This window comes from Roseateles sp. GW821-FHT03B02, assembly GCF_059421025.1.
The window spans coordinates 24,418-38,589 of the sequence record NZ_JBWKUV010000015.1; the positions used below are offsets into that span (position 1 = coordinate 24,418).

Here is a 14,172-nt window from a genome sequence, read left to right on the forward strand (position 1 = left end):
ATGAGCTGGCAGCGTTGTCGGGCGACACTCGCCGCATGTCCCTGTTCCAACCGCTGATCTCGCGCTTCGAGCGCCTCGTCGACCCCTATCCCGAGACCACCGGCGCCGCCCCGCCGACGCGCTTCTTCGCCTTCCTGTGGCGCTGCGCCGACGGCGTGCGGCCGCATCTGTTCGCGGTCACGCTGTTCACGGCCGGGATTGCGGCGGCCGAGGCGCTGCTGTTCAGCCTGATGGCCTCGCTGGTGGACTGGCTGGCCGGCATCAAGCCGGCCGCGCTGTGGAGCCAGCCCCAGCCCGTCGTGACGCTGCTGCTGGGCGTGCTGGGCGCCAGCGTCTTGCTCGCGTCGGTGCAGGCGCTGCTGAAGTACCAGGGCGTGTTCGGCAACTTCCCGATGCGGCTGCGCTGGATCTTCCACCGCCGCATGCTGGGCCAGAGCCTGGCCTTCTTCGGCGACGAGTTCGCCGGCCGCATCGCCACCAAGGTCATGCAGACGGCGCTGGCGGTGCGCGACACCTGGCTCATCGTCGTCGACATCCTCGTCTACGTGGCGGTCTATTTCGGCACGCTGGTGGGCATCGTCGCCAGCTTCGACGCCTGGCTGATGGCGCCCTTCGCCGGCTGGCTGGCGCTGTACCTGGTGGCGCTGCGCTACTTCGTGCCGCGGCTGGGCAGGATCGCCCAGGCCCAGGCCGATGCGCGCAGCCTGATGACGGGCCGCATTACCGACGCCTACACCAACATCGCCACCGTCAAGCTGTTCGCCCACGGCCGGCGCGAGGCCGCCTACGCCAAGTCGGCGATGCAGGACTTCATGCTGACGGCCTACGGCCAGATGCGCCTCGTCACCGGCTTCGAGATCGTCAACACACTGCTGTCGGCCCTGCTGGTGGGCAGCACCGCGCTGCTGGCGCTGTGGCTGTGGGGCGTGTCGGCCATCGGTGTCGGCGCCGTGGCCGCAGCCACCGCGATGGCGATGCGCCTGAACGGCATCTCGCACTGGGTCATGTGGGAGATGGCGTCACTGTTCGAGCACATCGGCACCGTGCAGGACGGCCTGGCCACGCTGTCCAAGCCGCAGACCATCACCGACGCGAACGATGCCACCACGCTGACCGTGCCGCGCGGCGAGGTGCACTTCGAGAACCTGCGCTTCGCCTACCCCAACGGCAGGGTCGTCGTCGACGGGTTGGACCTGGTCATCAAGCCCGGCGAGAAGATCGGCCTCGTCGGGCGCAGCGGCGCGGGCAAGAGCACGCTGGTGAACCTGTTGCTGCGCCTGTACGACCTGCCGGAGCACGGCGGCCGCATCACCATCGACGGCCAGGACATCGCCGGCGTGACGCAGGACAGCCTGCGCTGCCACATCGGCATGGTCACGCAGGACACCTCGCTGCTGCACCGCTCGGTGGCCGACAACATCCTCTATGGCCGCCCCGACGCCAGTGCCGAGGACATGCAGCGCGCCGCCGTGCGCGCGCACGCCGACGAGTTCATCGCCACGCTGTCCGACCCCAAGGGGCGAACCGGCTTCGAGGCTTTCGTCGGCGAGCGCGGCGTCAAGCTCAGCGGCGGCCAGCGCCAGCGCATCGCCATCGCCCGCGTGATGCTGAAGGACGCGCCCATCCTGCTGCTGGACGAAGCCACCAGCGCGCTCGACAGCGAGGTCGAGGCGGCCATCCAGCAGTCGCTCTACACGCTGATGGAGGGCAAGACCGTGGTCGCCATCGCGCACCGCCTGTCCACCATCGCGGCGCTGGACCGCCTCATCGTCATGGACGCCGGCCGCATCGTCGAGCAGGGCACGCATGCCGAGCTGCTGGCGATGAACGGCATCTACGCGAGGCTCTGGGCGCACCAGAGCGGCGGCTTCCTGGGCCTGGAAGACTAGCCTTCCAGAACCAGCGTGCCGTCGGGGTAGCGTGAACCCATGAAGTCCACGAAGGCCCGGACCTTGGGGCTGGCCAGGCGCCGCGAGGTGTGCAGCACCCACAGCTCCACGGTCTTGCCGCTCAGCGCGCCCCACTGGACGAGCGAACCACCCTTGAGCTGCTGCCACACGATGGACTGAGGCAACAGCGCGATGCCAGCGCCGGCCAGGGCAGCATCGCGCAGCATCAGCATCGACGACAGCCGCAGCACGGGCACCGGCTCTATCGTCAGGCCGCCGTCGAGGGCCCAGGTGTCGCCGTCCCGGAACGCGTTGACGATGGCCGGCATGCGAACCGCCGCCGGCCCGGGTGGCGGCATCGCGACGGACGGCGCCGCCACGACCACCTGCCGGTCGCGGGCAAAGCAGCGCCCCACGAGGGCCGTGTCCGGCCGCGGGTTGGGGCGGATGGCGATGTCGAACTGCTCGTCCACCAGGCTCACCAGCCGGTCCTCGGCCACCACCTCGACGGTGACGTCCGGGTAGAGCGCCCGGAACTCGGCCGAGAGCCGCCCCATCGCCAGCTGCGCGAACAGGATGGGCGCCGCGATGCGCAGTTGCCCGGCCACCTTGTCCGTGCCTTCACGCGCGGCGGCGATGGCCTCGGCCACCTCGTGCAGCGGCCCCTCGGTGCGGCTCTGCAGCCGCTTGCCGGCCTCGGTCAGTTCCAGCCCCTTGGCGCCGCGTTCGATGAGGCGCACGCCCAGCTGCTCCTCCAGGTCCGCCACGCGGCGGGACAGCGTCGCCTTGGAGCGCCGGCTGGCGCGGCTGGCACGCCCGAAGCCGCCGTGGGTGGCCACCAGGTTGAAGTCGGCCAGCGCATCCAGGTCCATGTGTTTCAAAAGCAAGACAGTAGGTCTTGATTTTGGCGACTGTGTTTAACAAGTGCAACGACCTATCTTTCGCTCACCGCAACCCTCCCTGAAGGAGTTTCCCCATGAGCATCCTTGTCATCGGCGCCACCGGCACCGTCGGTTCCCTCGTCGTCCAGGGCCTGGCCCGTGAAGGTGCCGCCGTCACGGCCCTCGTCCGCAACGCCGGGCATGCGCTGCCTGCGGGCGTGCGCAGCGTCGTCGGCGACCTCACCGACGTCGCCTCGCTGCGACAGGCCATGGCCGGCGTGCGCACGCTGTTCCTGCTGAACGCGCTGGCGCCCGACGAGGTGACGCAGTCGCTGCAGGCGCTGAACGTCGCCCGCGAGGCCGGCATCCAGCGCTTCGTCTACCTGTCCGTCATCAACGCCGACCTCTACACCGACGTGCCCCACTTCACGGGCAAGCACACGGTGGAACGCATGATCGAGACGCTGGACCTGCCTGCCACCATCCTGCGCCCGGCCTACTTCATGCAGAACGACATCGGCATCCAGCCGGTCATCGAGGGCTATGACGTCTTCCCCATGCCCATCGGCGCCAAGGGCTGCGCGATGGTTGACGTGCGCGACATCGCCGACCTCGCCGTCGCCGAGCTGCTGCGGCGCGACCGCGCCCCCCAGCCGCTGCCGCGCGAGACGCTGGAGGTGGTGGGCCCCGAAGTCATCGACGGTCCGGCGGCCGCGGCCGTCTGGGCGCGGGCGCTGGGCCGCGACATCCACTACGGCGGCGACGACGTGCAGGCGTTTGAAGCGCAGCTGCTGCAGCAGCAGCTGCCGGGCTGGATGGCCTACGACCTGCGATTGATGATGAGCGGCATCCAGCAGCTGGGCCAGCTCGCCGCCCCGGGCGCCGCCGCGAAACTGGCACAGCGGCTGGGCCGGCCGCTGCGCACCTACGCCGCCTTCGTGGCGGAGCGCGTCAAGGCGGGCTGATCCGACCTAGCGCCCGCGCCGCTGCCACAAAGGCTTCTTGCCCTTCAAATGCCGCTCGATGCCGTCGTTCAACCGCGAGCGCAGGTCGACGACGGCCTCGACATGCCCGAACACTTCGGGGAAGCGCAGGTCCAGCCACAGCCACAGCGTGCATTGGCGCAGCGCCTGCTCCATGCGGTCCAGGCGGCTGTGCTCGTCGACGTCGTCTAGGAACCACGGCGTGCCGGCCTTGCCGGTGCGGGCGTGGCTGGCGGCCCAGGCCTGGAACTGCTCGACGACCTGGGGCAGGCGGTCGTCCACCGGGGCCTGTGCGTAGCGGAAGCGCTCCTGCAGCGGCAGCGAACCGGCGTTGCGGTCCAGCATCTCGGCCAGGCCCAGCATCTGTTCGAGCTCGGCCACCTCGAAGTGGGCGTCGTCCAGGCGCAGCTGCTGCATGAAGACCGTCAGGACCTGGTGCAGGCTGGTCACACCCAGCCGCTGGGAAATCGTCTGCACATGGCGCCAGTTCGGCGCCACCGGCGCCTTGAAATCGCGCGGCGCGCGCGGCTCCTTGGGCAGCAGCTCGCGCAGCGTCTTCATCGCGTCAGCCTCGGCCTCCTTGAGCACGCTGACGAAGCCCTCGTCGTGCATGCCGTAGCGGCCCGCACGGCCGGCGATCTGGTGCACCTCGCTGACCGACAGCACGCGGTCGCCCACGCCGTCGAACTTCTCCAGCGTGGAGAACAGCACGCGGCGGATGGGCAGGTTCAGGCCCATGCCGATGGCGTCGGTCGCCACGAGCACGTCGCTCGCGCCGACCGCGAAGCGCTCGGCCTCGCGGCGCCTCACCTCGGGCGGCAGCGCGCCGTAGATGACGCTGACCTTGTGGCCGCCCTGGGCGATCTGGTCGCGCAGCATCAGCACGTCGCGGCGGCTGAAGGCCACCACGGCGTCGCCCGCCTGCAGATGCGTCATCGGCACGGGTGCCGGCATCAGCTGCACCTGCTGCTTGCGCTCGAACATGCGGCGCTCGGGCTTCTCGCCGCACAGCTGCAGAAGCCGCTCGATGGCCGGCGCCGCGTAGCTCGAGGCGATGATGATGACCTCGCGCGCCGGCACGCCGACGATGGCCTGGGTCCAGGCCCAGCCGCGCGAGTCGTCGAAGATCATCTGCGCCTCGTCGATGACGGCCACGTCGATGGTGTCGCGCGTGTTGACCATCTCGATGGTGCTGCTCACGACGCGCGCATCGGCCGCCGGCACGTTCTCCTCGCCGGTCAGCAGCGAGCAGGGCACGCCGCGGCCCACGAGGCGGTCGCGGCCTTCCAGCGCCAGCAGTCGCAGCGGGGCGAGGTAGGCGCCGTCCAGCGCCTGCGCCAGCCGCTCGAAGGCCGAGTACGTCTTGCCGCTGTTGGGCGGGCCCAGGTACAGCGTGACCTTGCGACCCAGCTTGCGGGCGGCGTCGAAGCTGTCCGGGTAGCCCTGGAAGGCCAGCTCGCGGCCCAGGCTGGCCAGCGTGCTCTGCTCCTCCACCTGCTGCTCCCAGCGGTCCTGGGCACGGGTCAGTGCGGCCTTCAGGTCTTCATACGGCATGGGCACGCCGCACTCGGCCTGCAGGCGCGGCAGCAGCGAGGCGAGCTGGGCGGAGTCGCCCATGGCCTCGCTGCGCGCGACCAGATGGTTCAGGTGCAGGGCCAGCTCGGCGGTGTAGGAATACTCGGGCGCCTGGCCCAGCGCATGCCGCAGCGCGGCCGTGTCGCCGTCGCGGAAGAAGGCCCAGACGGGCGCCTCGGGCACCGGCACGCGGTGCGACAGGTCGATGCGCCAGCTCTCATGCGCGAGGGTGATGGGGTGCACGCACAGCCGCGTGAAGACGAGGCCCTCGCGGCGCAGGCCCAGGCTTTCGAGCTGGTGCAGGCGCTGCTGCATCTGCGCGCGCAGCGTGTTGGCCAGCGGCGTTGCATCCAGCTGGGCCAGCGCGACTGGGATGTGGACCGGCAGGATCCAGCGGCTGGGCCGGCCACCGCCGGCGGCCTTGGAGATCTGGATGCAGCCGAGGTGGTCCAGCGATTCGTCGCTGCCGTCGTCCAGGTCGGCCGGCACCAGCACCTGGGGCAGGGCATGGGCGGCCTGGCGGATGCGGGCCCAGTCTTCGGGCGCGAGATGGGCGGGCAGCCGCGCGGCGTGGCGGGGCTGGGGCAGGGGGAAAGCCGGCACGGGCGGCTTGGCTTCAGGGGTCGGGGACTTCACGGCGGAAGTGGAACACAGTGGCCGGCCTGCGCAGCGGAGCCCCGGCCGCCTGGTGCCATTGCCGCTGCCTCCCTAGTATTTGGGGTGACGGCGAATTTGACGTTTCCGCGCGACCGCTCATTTGTCGCCGCGGCAAGTGCTTGATTCCGAAGGAAATCGGAGCCATGGCATGGATGCTGCTGGGTCCTCTGCAGTCTGCCCTGACCGGCCAACTCTCCCACACGAGGTCACGATGAACGCCCTGAATCTTTCCAAGTTCGCAGCCGTCGCGCTGCTTGGCGTTGCGGCCTTGTCAGCCGAGGCTGCACCGGTAACTGGAAAGGTCTGGATCAACCAGCCCGCAGCAGGCTCGAACGCGACCATCGCCCAGGCCGCCACGCTGGGTGCGGCCGATGCCGAGTTCACGACGGCGGCGATCGACTTCTTTGCTGACGGCAGTGCGGCCAACCCCTACACCATCGCCGGCTTCCTGAAGACCACGGTGTTCAACAACACGTCGGCGGGCTTCAGCGCCAACGGCACACTGGACAACACCTACTTCCTGTTCACCGGCTCGCTGTACCTCAATGCGGGTGCCAACACCTTCGTGGTGCCCCACGATGACGGGCTGCAGCTCGACATCGACGGCATCGCCGGGTTCGAGGTCGATGCACCCGGCCCCACGGCGCCCGTCAACACGCCGTTCACGGTCAATGCGCCGAACGCCGGCGTCTACAACTTCACGATGTCCTATGGCGAAGTGTTCGGCGCTCCGGCCACGCTGCGCTTCATCGTCAACGACGTGCCGGTGGGCACGCAGCTGCCCGAGCCGGCCAGCCTGCTGCTGGTCGGCTCGGCGCTGATCGGCCTGGCTGCGAGCCGTCGCCGCCGCTGAAGCGCCGGGGCCTCAGCGCGGATTGGCAAGGGCGCGCTTGGCGCGGTACATCGCCCCGTCGGCCTGATGTACCAGCACGCCCGGTGACTCGCCGTCGTCCGGGAAGAGGCTGAAGCCGATGCTGGCCGAAACGGCCATGGCATGGCCGGCCAGCACGCAGGGCGCGGCCAGGGCCAGGCCGATCTTGGCGGCCACCTGCTCAGCGTCGTCGCGGCGGATGGCCGAGGCCAGCACGACGAACTCGTCACCACCGATGCGGCAGACCGTATCGCTGGCGCGCACGGTGGCCTTCAGCGCGCGCGCCACGTGCTGGAGCAGCAGGTCGCCCACGGCATGCCCGAACTCGTCGTTCACCCGCTTGAACCCGTTCACATCGAGGAAATAGATCGCCAGCCGGCTGCCGTGCCGGCGCGCCAGCGCCAGGTCGTGGGCCAGGCGATCCCACAGGACCTCACGGTTGCCGACGCCTGTCAGCGCATCTGTCTGCGCCGCCTTGACGGCCACCTCCAGCGCCGCGTGGGCGGTCTCGGACTCCTGGGTCACACGCTGGTTCTGTTCAAGCAGGCGCTCGTTCTCCTCACGGGCATCCTGCGCCGCGGCCAGACCCGTCTCGCTGCGTGCCTCCTGGATGGCGGCGTGCAGAGCCAGCAACGTTGCCTCGGCCGCGGCGATCTCGCGCCGCAGCGCGATGAGGCGCTGCTCGTTGGCGTCGATGCTGGGAAGCGTGTCCATGCGGCCTGCCTCATCCTCTCAGTCCGCGGCGGGCTCGGTCAGCGTCATGACGATGTCCGGGTACCAGGCCGCGTTCAGGCCCAGCGATTCGTCCGCGACCCGGTCGCGGTCGCCCATGTCCAGGCGCGACGAGTGGATGCCCACCAGCAGCCAGGGCAGGGCACCCCGGCCCGGTGCCCGCACCACCACCGGCGCGCCGCTGATGCCGCGGTGGGTGCGCGCATCGGTGAGGAACCAGCCTGCGCCCTGGAAGCGCCAGCCGTAGGGCGAGGCCACCACGCCCTGGCGCACGACCGGGAGGTGGTGCAGCCCGTCGTGAAAGCCCAGCGGGAAGCCTGCGATCAGCACCGGCTCGCCGATGCCGATCACGTCGCCCTCGCCGGGCAGGTGCCCGGGCGTGAAGGCGGCCAGCGCGGCGGCCGGCGGCAGTGCGGCGGGCTCGATCTCCAGCACCGCCACGTCGATCTCGCCGCCGTCGTCCTGGCCCTGGCGCCAGTTGGCCAGGCCGTCGCGGTAGAGCAGCACGGACAGGCCGATGGACTCGGCGAGGTTGTCGGCGTCCGGGTGCAGCTCGATCTCGATGCGGTCGGGGTGGTGGCCGCTGGGCTCGTCGAAGAAGACGTGCCGGCTGCTGACGAGGTAGAGCCGCTCCTCGCGGCGGAAGAAGAAGCCGCTGGCGCTGGTCAGCCCCTTGGCGCCGGCAAAGGTGGCCACGCGCACGGTGGCCAGCAGCAGGGGGTCGATGGCGGGCGCCGCGGGCGCGCCGGCTGCAGGAGGAGGCGCCGCCGTCACGGCGTTCAGTACGAGGGCTGCGGCGTGGCGCGGGCGAGCAGCGAGGCCAGGTGCTTGCAGACGTTCTCGCCCGTCGTCGTCAGGCGCAGCGAGCCGCCGTGCCACTCCATCCAGTGCAGAGCCACGTAGTCTTCGATGAAGCCCGCGTCGATTTCCGCCGCGCGCCGCTGCTTGAGCAGGGTGACGGTGGCGAGCAGTTCGTCGCGCAGGGTGTCGCGGCGCGACGGGGCGGCCGGGGGCTGGGTTGAGCGGGTGGACGGGGAGGCGGAACGCTTCATCGAGATCTCCAAACGGTCAGGGATGGCAGGCATCTCAGTGTGTGCAAGATGCGTGCCCTGGACGGGGTCGATGTCTCGGTGGTTTCCGCGGGCCGCACAGCAGGGCGGGAGGGCGGACGAGCCGGGGCAAGGTGGGGTGGGCCGCCTCGACAAGCTGTTCGAGAGGGTCCGGGTTGGGGCTCGCCGCTTGAGGGAGGCTGACGACCGCTGCCTGCCGGCGGGAGCCGGCAAGGCGGGGGCGCGAGGGAGGAATGCGCCGGCGTCCAGCCACCGATGTCGCGCCGTTGAGCAGATACGCGACGGAAACGGTGATTCTAGGGCGCCGCCGCGGTCCGTCCCCGCCCCCTCCGTTGGCCCCACGTAGGGGCAAACACGTTCCTGGCGAGAACCGCCCGCACGCAGAATCGGCCCGCACAGCCGTCCGGCAAGCCGGCGTCGTCGAACCCATGGCCCAGCCCTCAAGTCATCCGACCGAAGCCCTGCCGATCTGGAAAGGCCGGCGCGGCGTGCTCAACACCGTGCTGTGCTGTGCGCTGGCCCTGCCCTGTGCATGGGGCCTGTGGTCGGCGGCGGAGCGCGCCGTCATCGTGCCGGCTTGCAGCGCCTACGCGACGGCCCATCAGATGGCCTATGCGGACTTCAGGCTGGTGGGCGTCAGGCATGCCTCGACGGTGGTGTGCCTGTTGAGGCAGCCCGACGGCCGCACCCGCGATGTCTACCTCAGGGACCTCGTCCCGACGCTGACCGACTTCGGTGTCGGGCTCGCCATGACGCTGGAGATCACCGTTCCGGCCTTCGTGATCCTGCTGGCCGTGGTGCGCTCCTGGCCGCACCTGCGCCGGCGTTCCGGCTAGCGCGCCTTGGCGGCGGCTCTGCCGCAGCGGCTCACAAAGGCTTCGGCCTTGTCCCGGGCGACGGGTTCGCCACCCAGGCCTGCACCTCCGCCGCCCTTGCGTGCCGGGGCGCCAGCTCCACGAAGATCTTGTAGGCCGCCATCGCCTTGCCGTCGTCGCCGGCCTGCAGGCGTGCGTCGCCGAGGTTGAGCCAGGCGAGGGACCGGCTGGCGTCCATCTCGACGGCCTTCTCGAACCAGCCGGCCGCATCGGCGAACCTGCCGCGGCGGTACAGCACGAAGCCCAGGTTGTTGGCGGCCAGCGCGAACTTCGGCTGCAGCTGCAGCGCCTCATTGAACGCCGCCTCGGCGTCGTCGTAGCGGCGCTCGCGGTAGAGCTGCAGGCCGCGGTCGTTGGCGCGCTGGGCGGCCACGCGGGCGCCGGGGTCCACGCGCGCGGTCGTCGCGGCCAGGGCCTGGTCCTTGCCGTCGAGCCCCTTGATGGTGACCTGCACGCCGCTGGCCGCGGGCGAGGCCTGGCGGCCGGCGCTGCTGGCCTCGTCGAGCCTGGCGGCGAACTGGCTGGCCTTGTCGTCCAGCTGGGCCACGGCGCCGCTGAGTGCGGGCTCCTGCGCGGCTGGCAGCTCGAAGACGAACTCGCCGCCCTCGCTGCCCGGCAGGCTGCCGAAGGCGGGCGTCTGGTGGGCAATGGCCGAAACCGCGGGCGCCACGTAGGCCGCCAGCTCGGTGGCGGTGATGAGGCCGTCGCCGTTCAGGTCGGCCTTGCCGCCCAGCGCCTGCAGCAGCGTCCAGGTGAAGACGGAATGGCCGCCGGGGCCGTCGTCGGCCACCTGCTGGTCGGCGCCGCCGGCCGTCATCATCTGGCGGCCCACGCGGCGCGCGTTGGTGCGGGCGAAGTTGCTGTCCGCCGCCGCCGAGCCGCCGCGGGTCAGGCCCAGGCCCGAGTAGCAGGCGTCGATGACGAAGAGGGCGTGCTTGGCCGTTATGGCCTCGGCCACCTCCTGCAGCTGGGGCATGGCGATGGCGTCGGCCTGCAGGTCGGTGAGGCCCGCGTCCACCGGCACGATGTAGCCCACCTCGCGGCCGCTGGGCAGCCGGCGCGTGCTGCCGTGGCCGGCGAAGAACACGAACACGCGGTCGTCGCGCTTCACGCGCCTGGCGTCGCCGAAGCGCTCGTTGAGCGCCTTCAGGATGTTGGCCCGCGTGGCGTCGGCATCCAGCAGCAGCGTCACGTTGTCGGCCTTGAAGCCGAAGCGCGTGACGAGCGACTCGCGCATGGCCTGCGCGTCGCGCACCGCGTGCGAGAGCCTGGGCCAGGCCGTGTAGCCGTTGATGCCGATGACCAGTGCGTGGCTGTCGCGGTAGAGCTCGCCGGCGGTGGGCGGCGGCGGCGCGGGGCGGTCGGACGAGACGACGAACTGCCCGCCCTTGAAGCTCGCAAACCGCCAGCCCTCGGCGGCGAGCTGGTCCAGCACCAGCGGCAGCGCCTGCACGGTGCGGGCGTGGATGTCGTGAAAGAGCACGATGCCGCGCTGCTGCCTGTCCAGCTCGGCCATCACGCGCGCCGCGATGCTCTTGGGAATGGGATCGCTCCAGTCCAGCGAGTCGACGTTCCACATCATCGAGCGCAGCTTCAGCGCCTCGATGGTGGAGAGCGCTGCGTCGTTGCGCGCGCCGTAGGGAAAGCGGAACAGCGCGTCGCCGTTGCGGCCCGCCGCATCCAGCAGCGCCTCCGTGTTGGATGCCTCTTCCTTGACCTTCACCAGCTCGAACTTGCTCATCAGCCCGTGCGTGAAGCTGTGGTTGGCCAGCTGGTGGCCGGCGGCCAGCACACGCTTGGCCACCGCGCTGCCGTTGCCCGGCTGCACCTGGCCGGCGGCGTCCACCTTGCCGAGGTTCTGGCCCAGCTGGAAGAACACGGCCGGCACCTGGTAGCGCTTCAGGATCTCGAGAATCTCGTCGGTGTAGCGCGCATGCGGGCCGTCGTCGAAGCTCAGCAGCACGGTCTTGGGCGGCAACCGATCGCCGAAGACCTCGCGGTCCCTGGGCGCCGCGCCGCGCAGGGCGCCCGACGCCACAGACGCGGGTGGCTCCGGCGCCAGGTCGGCCGCAGCGGGCAGCCGGGCGCCATGCTGCTTCAAGACGGACTCGCGCGTGTGCAGGGCCTTGAGCTTGGCGATGTAGTCGGCCCACTTCTCGCGCTTGAGCTCGAGGCCGCGCCTGGCAAAGCCGCCGAAGACCTCCTTGAGCTCCTGTTCGTAGGCCTTCTCCACCTCGGCCAGCGTGTCCAGGTCCTCCTGGGCGCGGCGGGCCAGCTTGATGCCGTCCAGGGTCTGCGCCGTCCTCAGCCCGGTGGCGAGCTGGCCCAGCAGCTCCTTGAAGGCCAGGCGGTCGGCGTCGAACCAGCCCGGCTCGCTCTCGATGCGCGTCAGCAGCGCGGCGGTGGCCTGCAGCGACTCGGGCTTGAGCGCCGCGTCGGCCAGGCGCTGCTGGCGCTGCAGCAGTTCGTGGAAGAGCTGCTGGCCCAGGGCCTGCACCTCGCGGCGCTGGGCGGCCGGCAGCGCGGCCTCGCCGTCCATCAGCACGATGATCTGGCGGTGCAGGGCCAGCAGGGCGTCGCCCTCCTCACGCAGGCGCCCGGTGGCGCTGGTGTCCTGCACGGCCGACGCCGCGGGCAGGGCGGCGGGCACGTCGGTCGCGCGCTGGCAGCCGGCGAGCGACAGTGCGAGGGCAAGGGGAAGCAGGCAGGCGCGAAGGGGCAGGGACACGGCAGGACAGGGCGCGCAACCGCGCCGGCAGCAGAACGTGGCCGGGAGTGGACCACAGCCGCGCCCCCCAAACTTGCGCATTGACGCCCTGCCGCCGCCTGCCCAGACTGCGCCCGCCTGCCACTCCCGCAACCCGCCCATGACGCGCTTCACCCGAGCGCTGGCCGCCGGCCTGTTCGCCTGCGCCGCCACCGCTGCCTCCGCCGCCTCCCTGGTGGCCAGCTACCAGTTCAGCAACAGCCTCGCCGCCGACCAGGCCGGCGCGCCCGCGCTGCTGGCCATCGACCCGCTGGCCGCCAACGGCTTCGAGACGGCCGTCGTGCATGGCGCGAGCCGGACCGTCTACCGCTGGAGCGGCAACGGCGAGGTCTCGGCCCAGCAAGCCGGCCTGATGCTGGACACCCGCGGCCTGCTGGCCGACAACGCCAGCTACTCGGTCGCGCTGAGCTTCGAGTTCGCGACGACGGCGCCCTTCGGCGGCGGCTGGCGCCGCATCGTCGACACCGAGGGCCGCCAGTCGGACAACGGCTTGTACGTGTCGCCCGGGCAGAACCTGCAGGCCGTGCAGGTGAACCCCATCGCCGACGGCGGCACCGTCTTCACGACGCCTGGCTTTCACGACGTGCTGGTCAGCGTCGCCCCCGAGGCGGGCCGCCAGCGCGTGGTGGCCTACCTGGATGGCCATCTGGAGTTCTCGGTGCTGAGCGACGTCTTCACGCTGGCCAACACCAACAACCCCGACCACCTGCTCACCTTCTTTGCCGACAACCTCGCTGCCGGCGCCCAGCAGGAGTTCGCCAGCGGCCGCATCGCGTCGCTGGCCCTGTACGACGGCGCCGTCACGCCCGCCGCCGTGCCCGAGCCGGCTTCTGCGTTGCTGCTGCTGCTGGGCCTGGGCGGCCTGGGCCTGGCGCGCCGGGCGGGGGCCGCGCGCAGGGCCTGCTGACAAGCGCGGGCAGTGGGCTCGCCACCGCTGCCGCTGGCGGTGGGGATCAGCGCGGCGCGCGCCGCCGCGCCACCCAGGCCACCAGCCCGCCGCCGGCCAGCAGCAGCGCGCCGCTGGCGGGCTCGGGCACGGCGGCCGTCATGAACCGGCCCGACATCGACGTCGCCGTGGCGCCCTCGGGCAAGGTCCAGTGGAAGGCCATCGTGTTCGAGTAGTCGGCCACCGAGCCGTCGCTGGCCGACACCCACAGCTCGGCAAAGTAGTACAGCGTCAGCGGGCTGCCGTCCGTCGGCATCAGCGCCGTGTTGCTGACGCTGTTCTGGGCGCCCAGCGCCAGGTCGTGCGGCCGGCTCCAGCCGTAGGGGTCGGAGCCGAAGTAGTAGTAGGCCTGGGCATAGGCGCCGTCGCCCCAGGCCCAGCGGCCGCGCGTCTTGGTGCCGTCCATGGAGAGCGACCAGCTGATCATGTCGCCCGGCTTGTAGGTCGCATTGGTGACGGTGATCTTTTCCCAGATCTTGGCGTAGGCGCTGGACCCCCAGCTGCAGGTCAGCACCGTGCAGTAGCCCGGCAGCGTGGGGTCGTCCGTCGTGATGACGGAGGCGTGCAGCTTGCCGTCCGCCAGCGAGGCCTCGGCGTAGGCCGAGTAGTTGACGTTCGCCTCGCGGGCCACGGCGCTGGGCGTGAAGTAGCCGCCGCTGCCGCTGATGCCGGCCTTGGTGTAGCTGCCCCAGTCGTTGTAGGCGGCCGGGTCGGCGGCGCGCGCGGCCGAGGGGACCAGCGCGGCGAGGGTCAGCATCAAGGCCGTGGCGGCCGGCAGTCGGGTGGGGGTCATGGGCGCTCCTGAAGGGGGGTCGTCGGGGTCTGCACTGTCGCGATTCGCCGGCCGGCGCGCATCGCCTACACGGCCCATGACCACATTCACGCCACCGCCGGCGCGCCCCGCGCAATGGCTCCTTTGGCCGATG

Annotated in this window: 12 protein-coding genes; 5 read left to right on the forward strand and 7 right to left on the reverse strand. The window is 71.1% G+C overall.

What is annotated here, in order from left to right; genetic code table 11:
- Window positions 1–53: 53 nt before the first annotated feature.
- Window positions 54–1,889, forward strand: coding sequence for an ABC transporter ATP-binding protein (locus AC07VX_RS25985; RefSeq protein ID WP_493167734.1), 1,836 nt, complete (start codon window positions 54–56; stop codon window positions 1,887–1,889).
- Here AC07VX_RS25985 and AC07VX_RS25990 read toward each other — a convergent pair.
- A complete protein-coding gene (locus tag AC07VX_RS25990) occupies window positions 1,886–2,761 on the reverse strand; it encodes a LysR family transcriptional regulator (protein ID WP_493167733.1) in 876 nt (291 codons plus the stop codon). The genes AC07VX_RS25985 and AC07VX_RS25990 overlap by 4 nt on opposite strands.
- 104 nt (window positions 2,762–2,865) lie before the next feature.
- On the opposite strand from AC07VX_RS25990, the gene AC07VX_RS25995 reads away from it, so the two are divergent.
- Window positions 2,866–3,735 (forward strand): SDR family oxidoreductase, encoded by an 870-nt coding sequence (locus AC07VX_RS25995; protein ID WP_493167708.1) that lies wholly within the window; start codon window positions 2,866–2,868, stop codon window positions 3,733–3,735.
- Window positions 3,736–3,741: 6 nt separating this feature from the next.
- Here the strand turns inward: AC07VX_RS25995 and AC07VX_RS26000 are convergent, their stop codons facing one another.
- Window positions 3,742–5,964 (reverse strand): helicase-related protein, encoded by a 2,223-nt coding sequence (locus tag AC07VX_RS26000; RefSeq protein ID WP_493167707.1) that lies wholly within the window; start codon window positions 5,962–5,964, stop codon window positions 3,742–3,744.
- Window positions 5,965–6,196: 232 nt separating this feature from the next.
- Here AC07VX_RS26000 and AC07VX_RS26005 point away from each other — a divergent pair, with 232 nt between their 5' ends.
- Complete coding sequence (locus AC07VX_RS26005) at window positions 6,197–6,838, forward strand: PEP-CTERM sorting domain-containing protein (RefSeq protein ID WP_493167706.1); 642 nt, start codon at window positions 6,197–6,199, stop codon at window positions 6,836–6,838.
- Between the two features lie 12 nt (window positions 6,839–6,850).
- On the opposite strand, the gene AC07VX_RS26010 is transcribed toward AC07VX_RS26005, so the two are convergent.
- Genes AC07VX_RS26010 through AC07VX_RS26020 form a run of 3 tightly spaced genes read right to left on the reverse strand, consistent with a single transcriptional unit; the run spans window position 6,851 to window position 8,640 of the window.
- Window positions 6,851–7,570 carry a diguanylate cyclase domain-containing protein gene (locus tag AC07VX_RS26010; protein WP_493167705.1) on the reverse strand — a complete coding sequence of 240 codons (720 nt, stop codon included), beginning with the start codon at window positions 7,568–7,570 and terminating at the stop codon, window positions 6,851–6,853.
- 18 nt (window positions 7,571–7,588) lie between these two features.
- Window positions 7,589–8,362 (reverse strand): trypsin-like peptidase domain-containing protein, encoded by a 774-nt coding sequence (locus tag AC07VX_RS26015; protein WP_493167704.1) that lies wholly within the window; start codon window positions 8,360–8,362, stop codon window positions 7,589–7,591.
- 5 nt (window positions 8,363–8,367) lie between these two features.
- A complete protein-coding gene (locus AC07VX_RS26020) occupies window positions 8,368–8,640 on the reverse strand; it encodes a hypothetical protein (RefSeq protein WP_493167703.1) in 273 nt (90 codons plus the stop codon).
- 446 nt (window positions 8,641–9,086) lie between these two features.
- Between AC07VX_RS26020 and AC07VX_RS26025 the strand changes: the two genes are divergently transcribed.
- Complete coding sequence (locus AC07VX_RS26025; RefSeq protein ID WP_493167702.1) at window positions 9,087–9,494, forward strand: hypothetical protein; 408 nt, start codon at window positions 9,087–9,089, stop codon at window positions 9,492–9,494.
- Between the two features lie 31 nt (window positions 9,495–9,525).
- On the opposite strand, the gene AC07VX_RS26030 is transcribed toward AC07VX_RS26025, so the two are convergent.
- Window positions 9,526–12,261 carry a polysaccharide deacetylase family protein gene (locus AC07VX_RS26030; protein WP_493167701.1) on the reverse strand — a complete coding sequence of 912 codons (2,736 nt, stop codon included), beginning with the start codon at window positions 12,259–12,261 and terminating at the stop codon, window positions 9,526–9,528.
- A 139-nt stretch (window positions 12,262–12,400) separates the two neighbouring features.
- On the opposite strand from AC07VX_RS26030, the gene AC07VX_RS26035 reads away from it, so the two are divergent.
- A complete protein-coding gene (locus AC07VX_RS26035; protein ID WP_493167700.1) occupies window positions 12,401–13,207 on the forward strand; it encodes a PEP-CTERM sorting domain-containing protein in 807 nt (268 codons plus the stop codon).
- 46 nt (window positions 13,208–13,253) lie between these two features.
- Here AC07VX_RS26035 and AC07VX_RS26040 read toward each other — a convergent pair whose 3' ends face one another.
- Window positions 13,254–14,039, reverse strand: a complete 786-nt coding sequence (locus AC07VX_RS26040; protein ID WP_493167699.1) for a PEP-CTERM sorting domain-containing protein — start codon at window positions 14,037–14,039, stop codon at window positions 13,254–13,256.
- Window positions 14,040–14,172 lie beyond the last annotated feature (133 nt).

Bases quoted from the DNA above. Each gene is read 5' to 3' on its own strand.
- AC07VX_RS26035 (WP_493167700.1), top strand. From the start codon at position 12,401: ATGACGCGCTTCACCCGAGCGCTGGCCGCCGGCCTGTTCGCCTGCGCC.
- AC07VX_RS26010 (WP_493167705.1), bottom strand. From the start codon at position 7,570: ATGGACACGCTTCCCAGCATCGACGCCAACGAGCAGCGCCTCATCGCG.
- AC07VX_RS26025 (WP_493167702.1), top strand. From the start codon at position 9,087: ATGGCCCAGCCCTCAAGTCATCCGACCGAAGCCCTGCCGATCTGGAAA.
- AC07VX_RS26020 (WP_493167703.1), bottom strand. From the start codon at position 8,640: ATGAAGCGTTCCGCCTCCCCGTCCACCCGCTCAACCCAGCCCCCGGCC.
- AC07VX_RS26005 (WP_493167706.1), top strand. From the start codon at position 6,197: ATGAACGCCCTGAATCTTTCCAAGTTCGCAGCCGTCGCGCTGCTTGGC.
- AC07VX_RS25995 (WP_493167708.1), top strand. From the start codon at position 2,866: ATGAGCATCCTTGTCATCGGCGCCACCGGCACCGTCGGTTCCCTCGTC.
- AC07VX_RS25990 (WP_493167733.1), bottom strand. From the start codon at position 2,761: ATGGACCTGGATGCGCTGGCCGACTTCAACCTGGTGGCCACCCACGGC.
- AC07VX_RS26040 (WP_493167699.1), bottom strand. From the start codon at position 14,039: ATGACCCCCACCCGACTGCCGGCCGCCACGGCCTTGATGCTGACCCTC.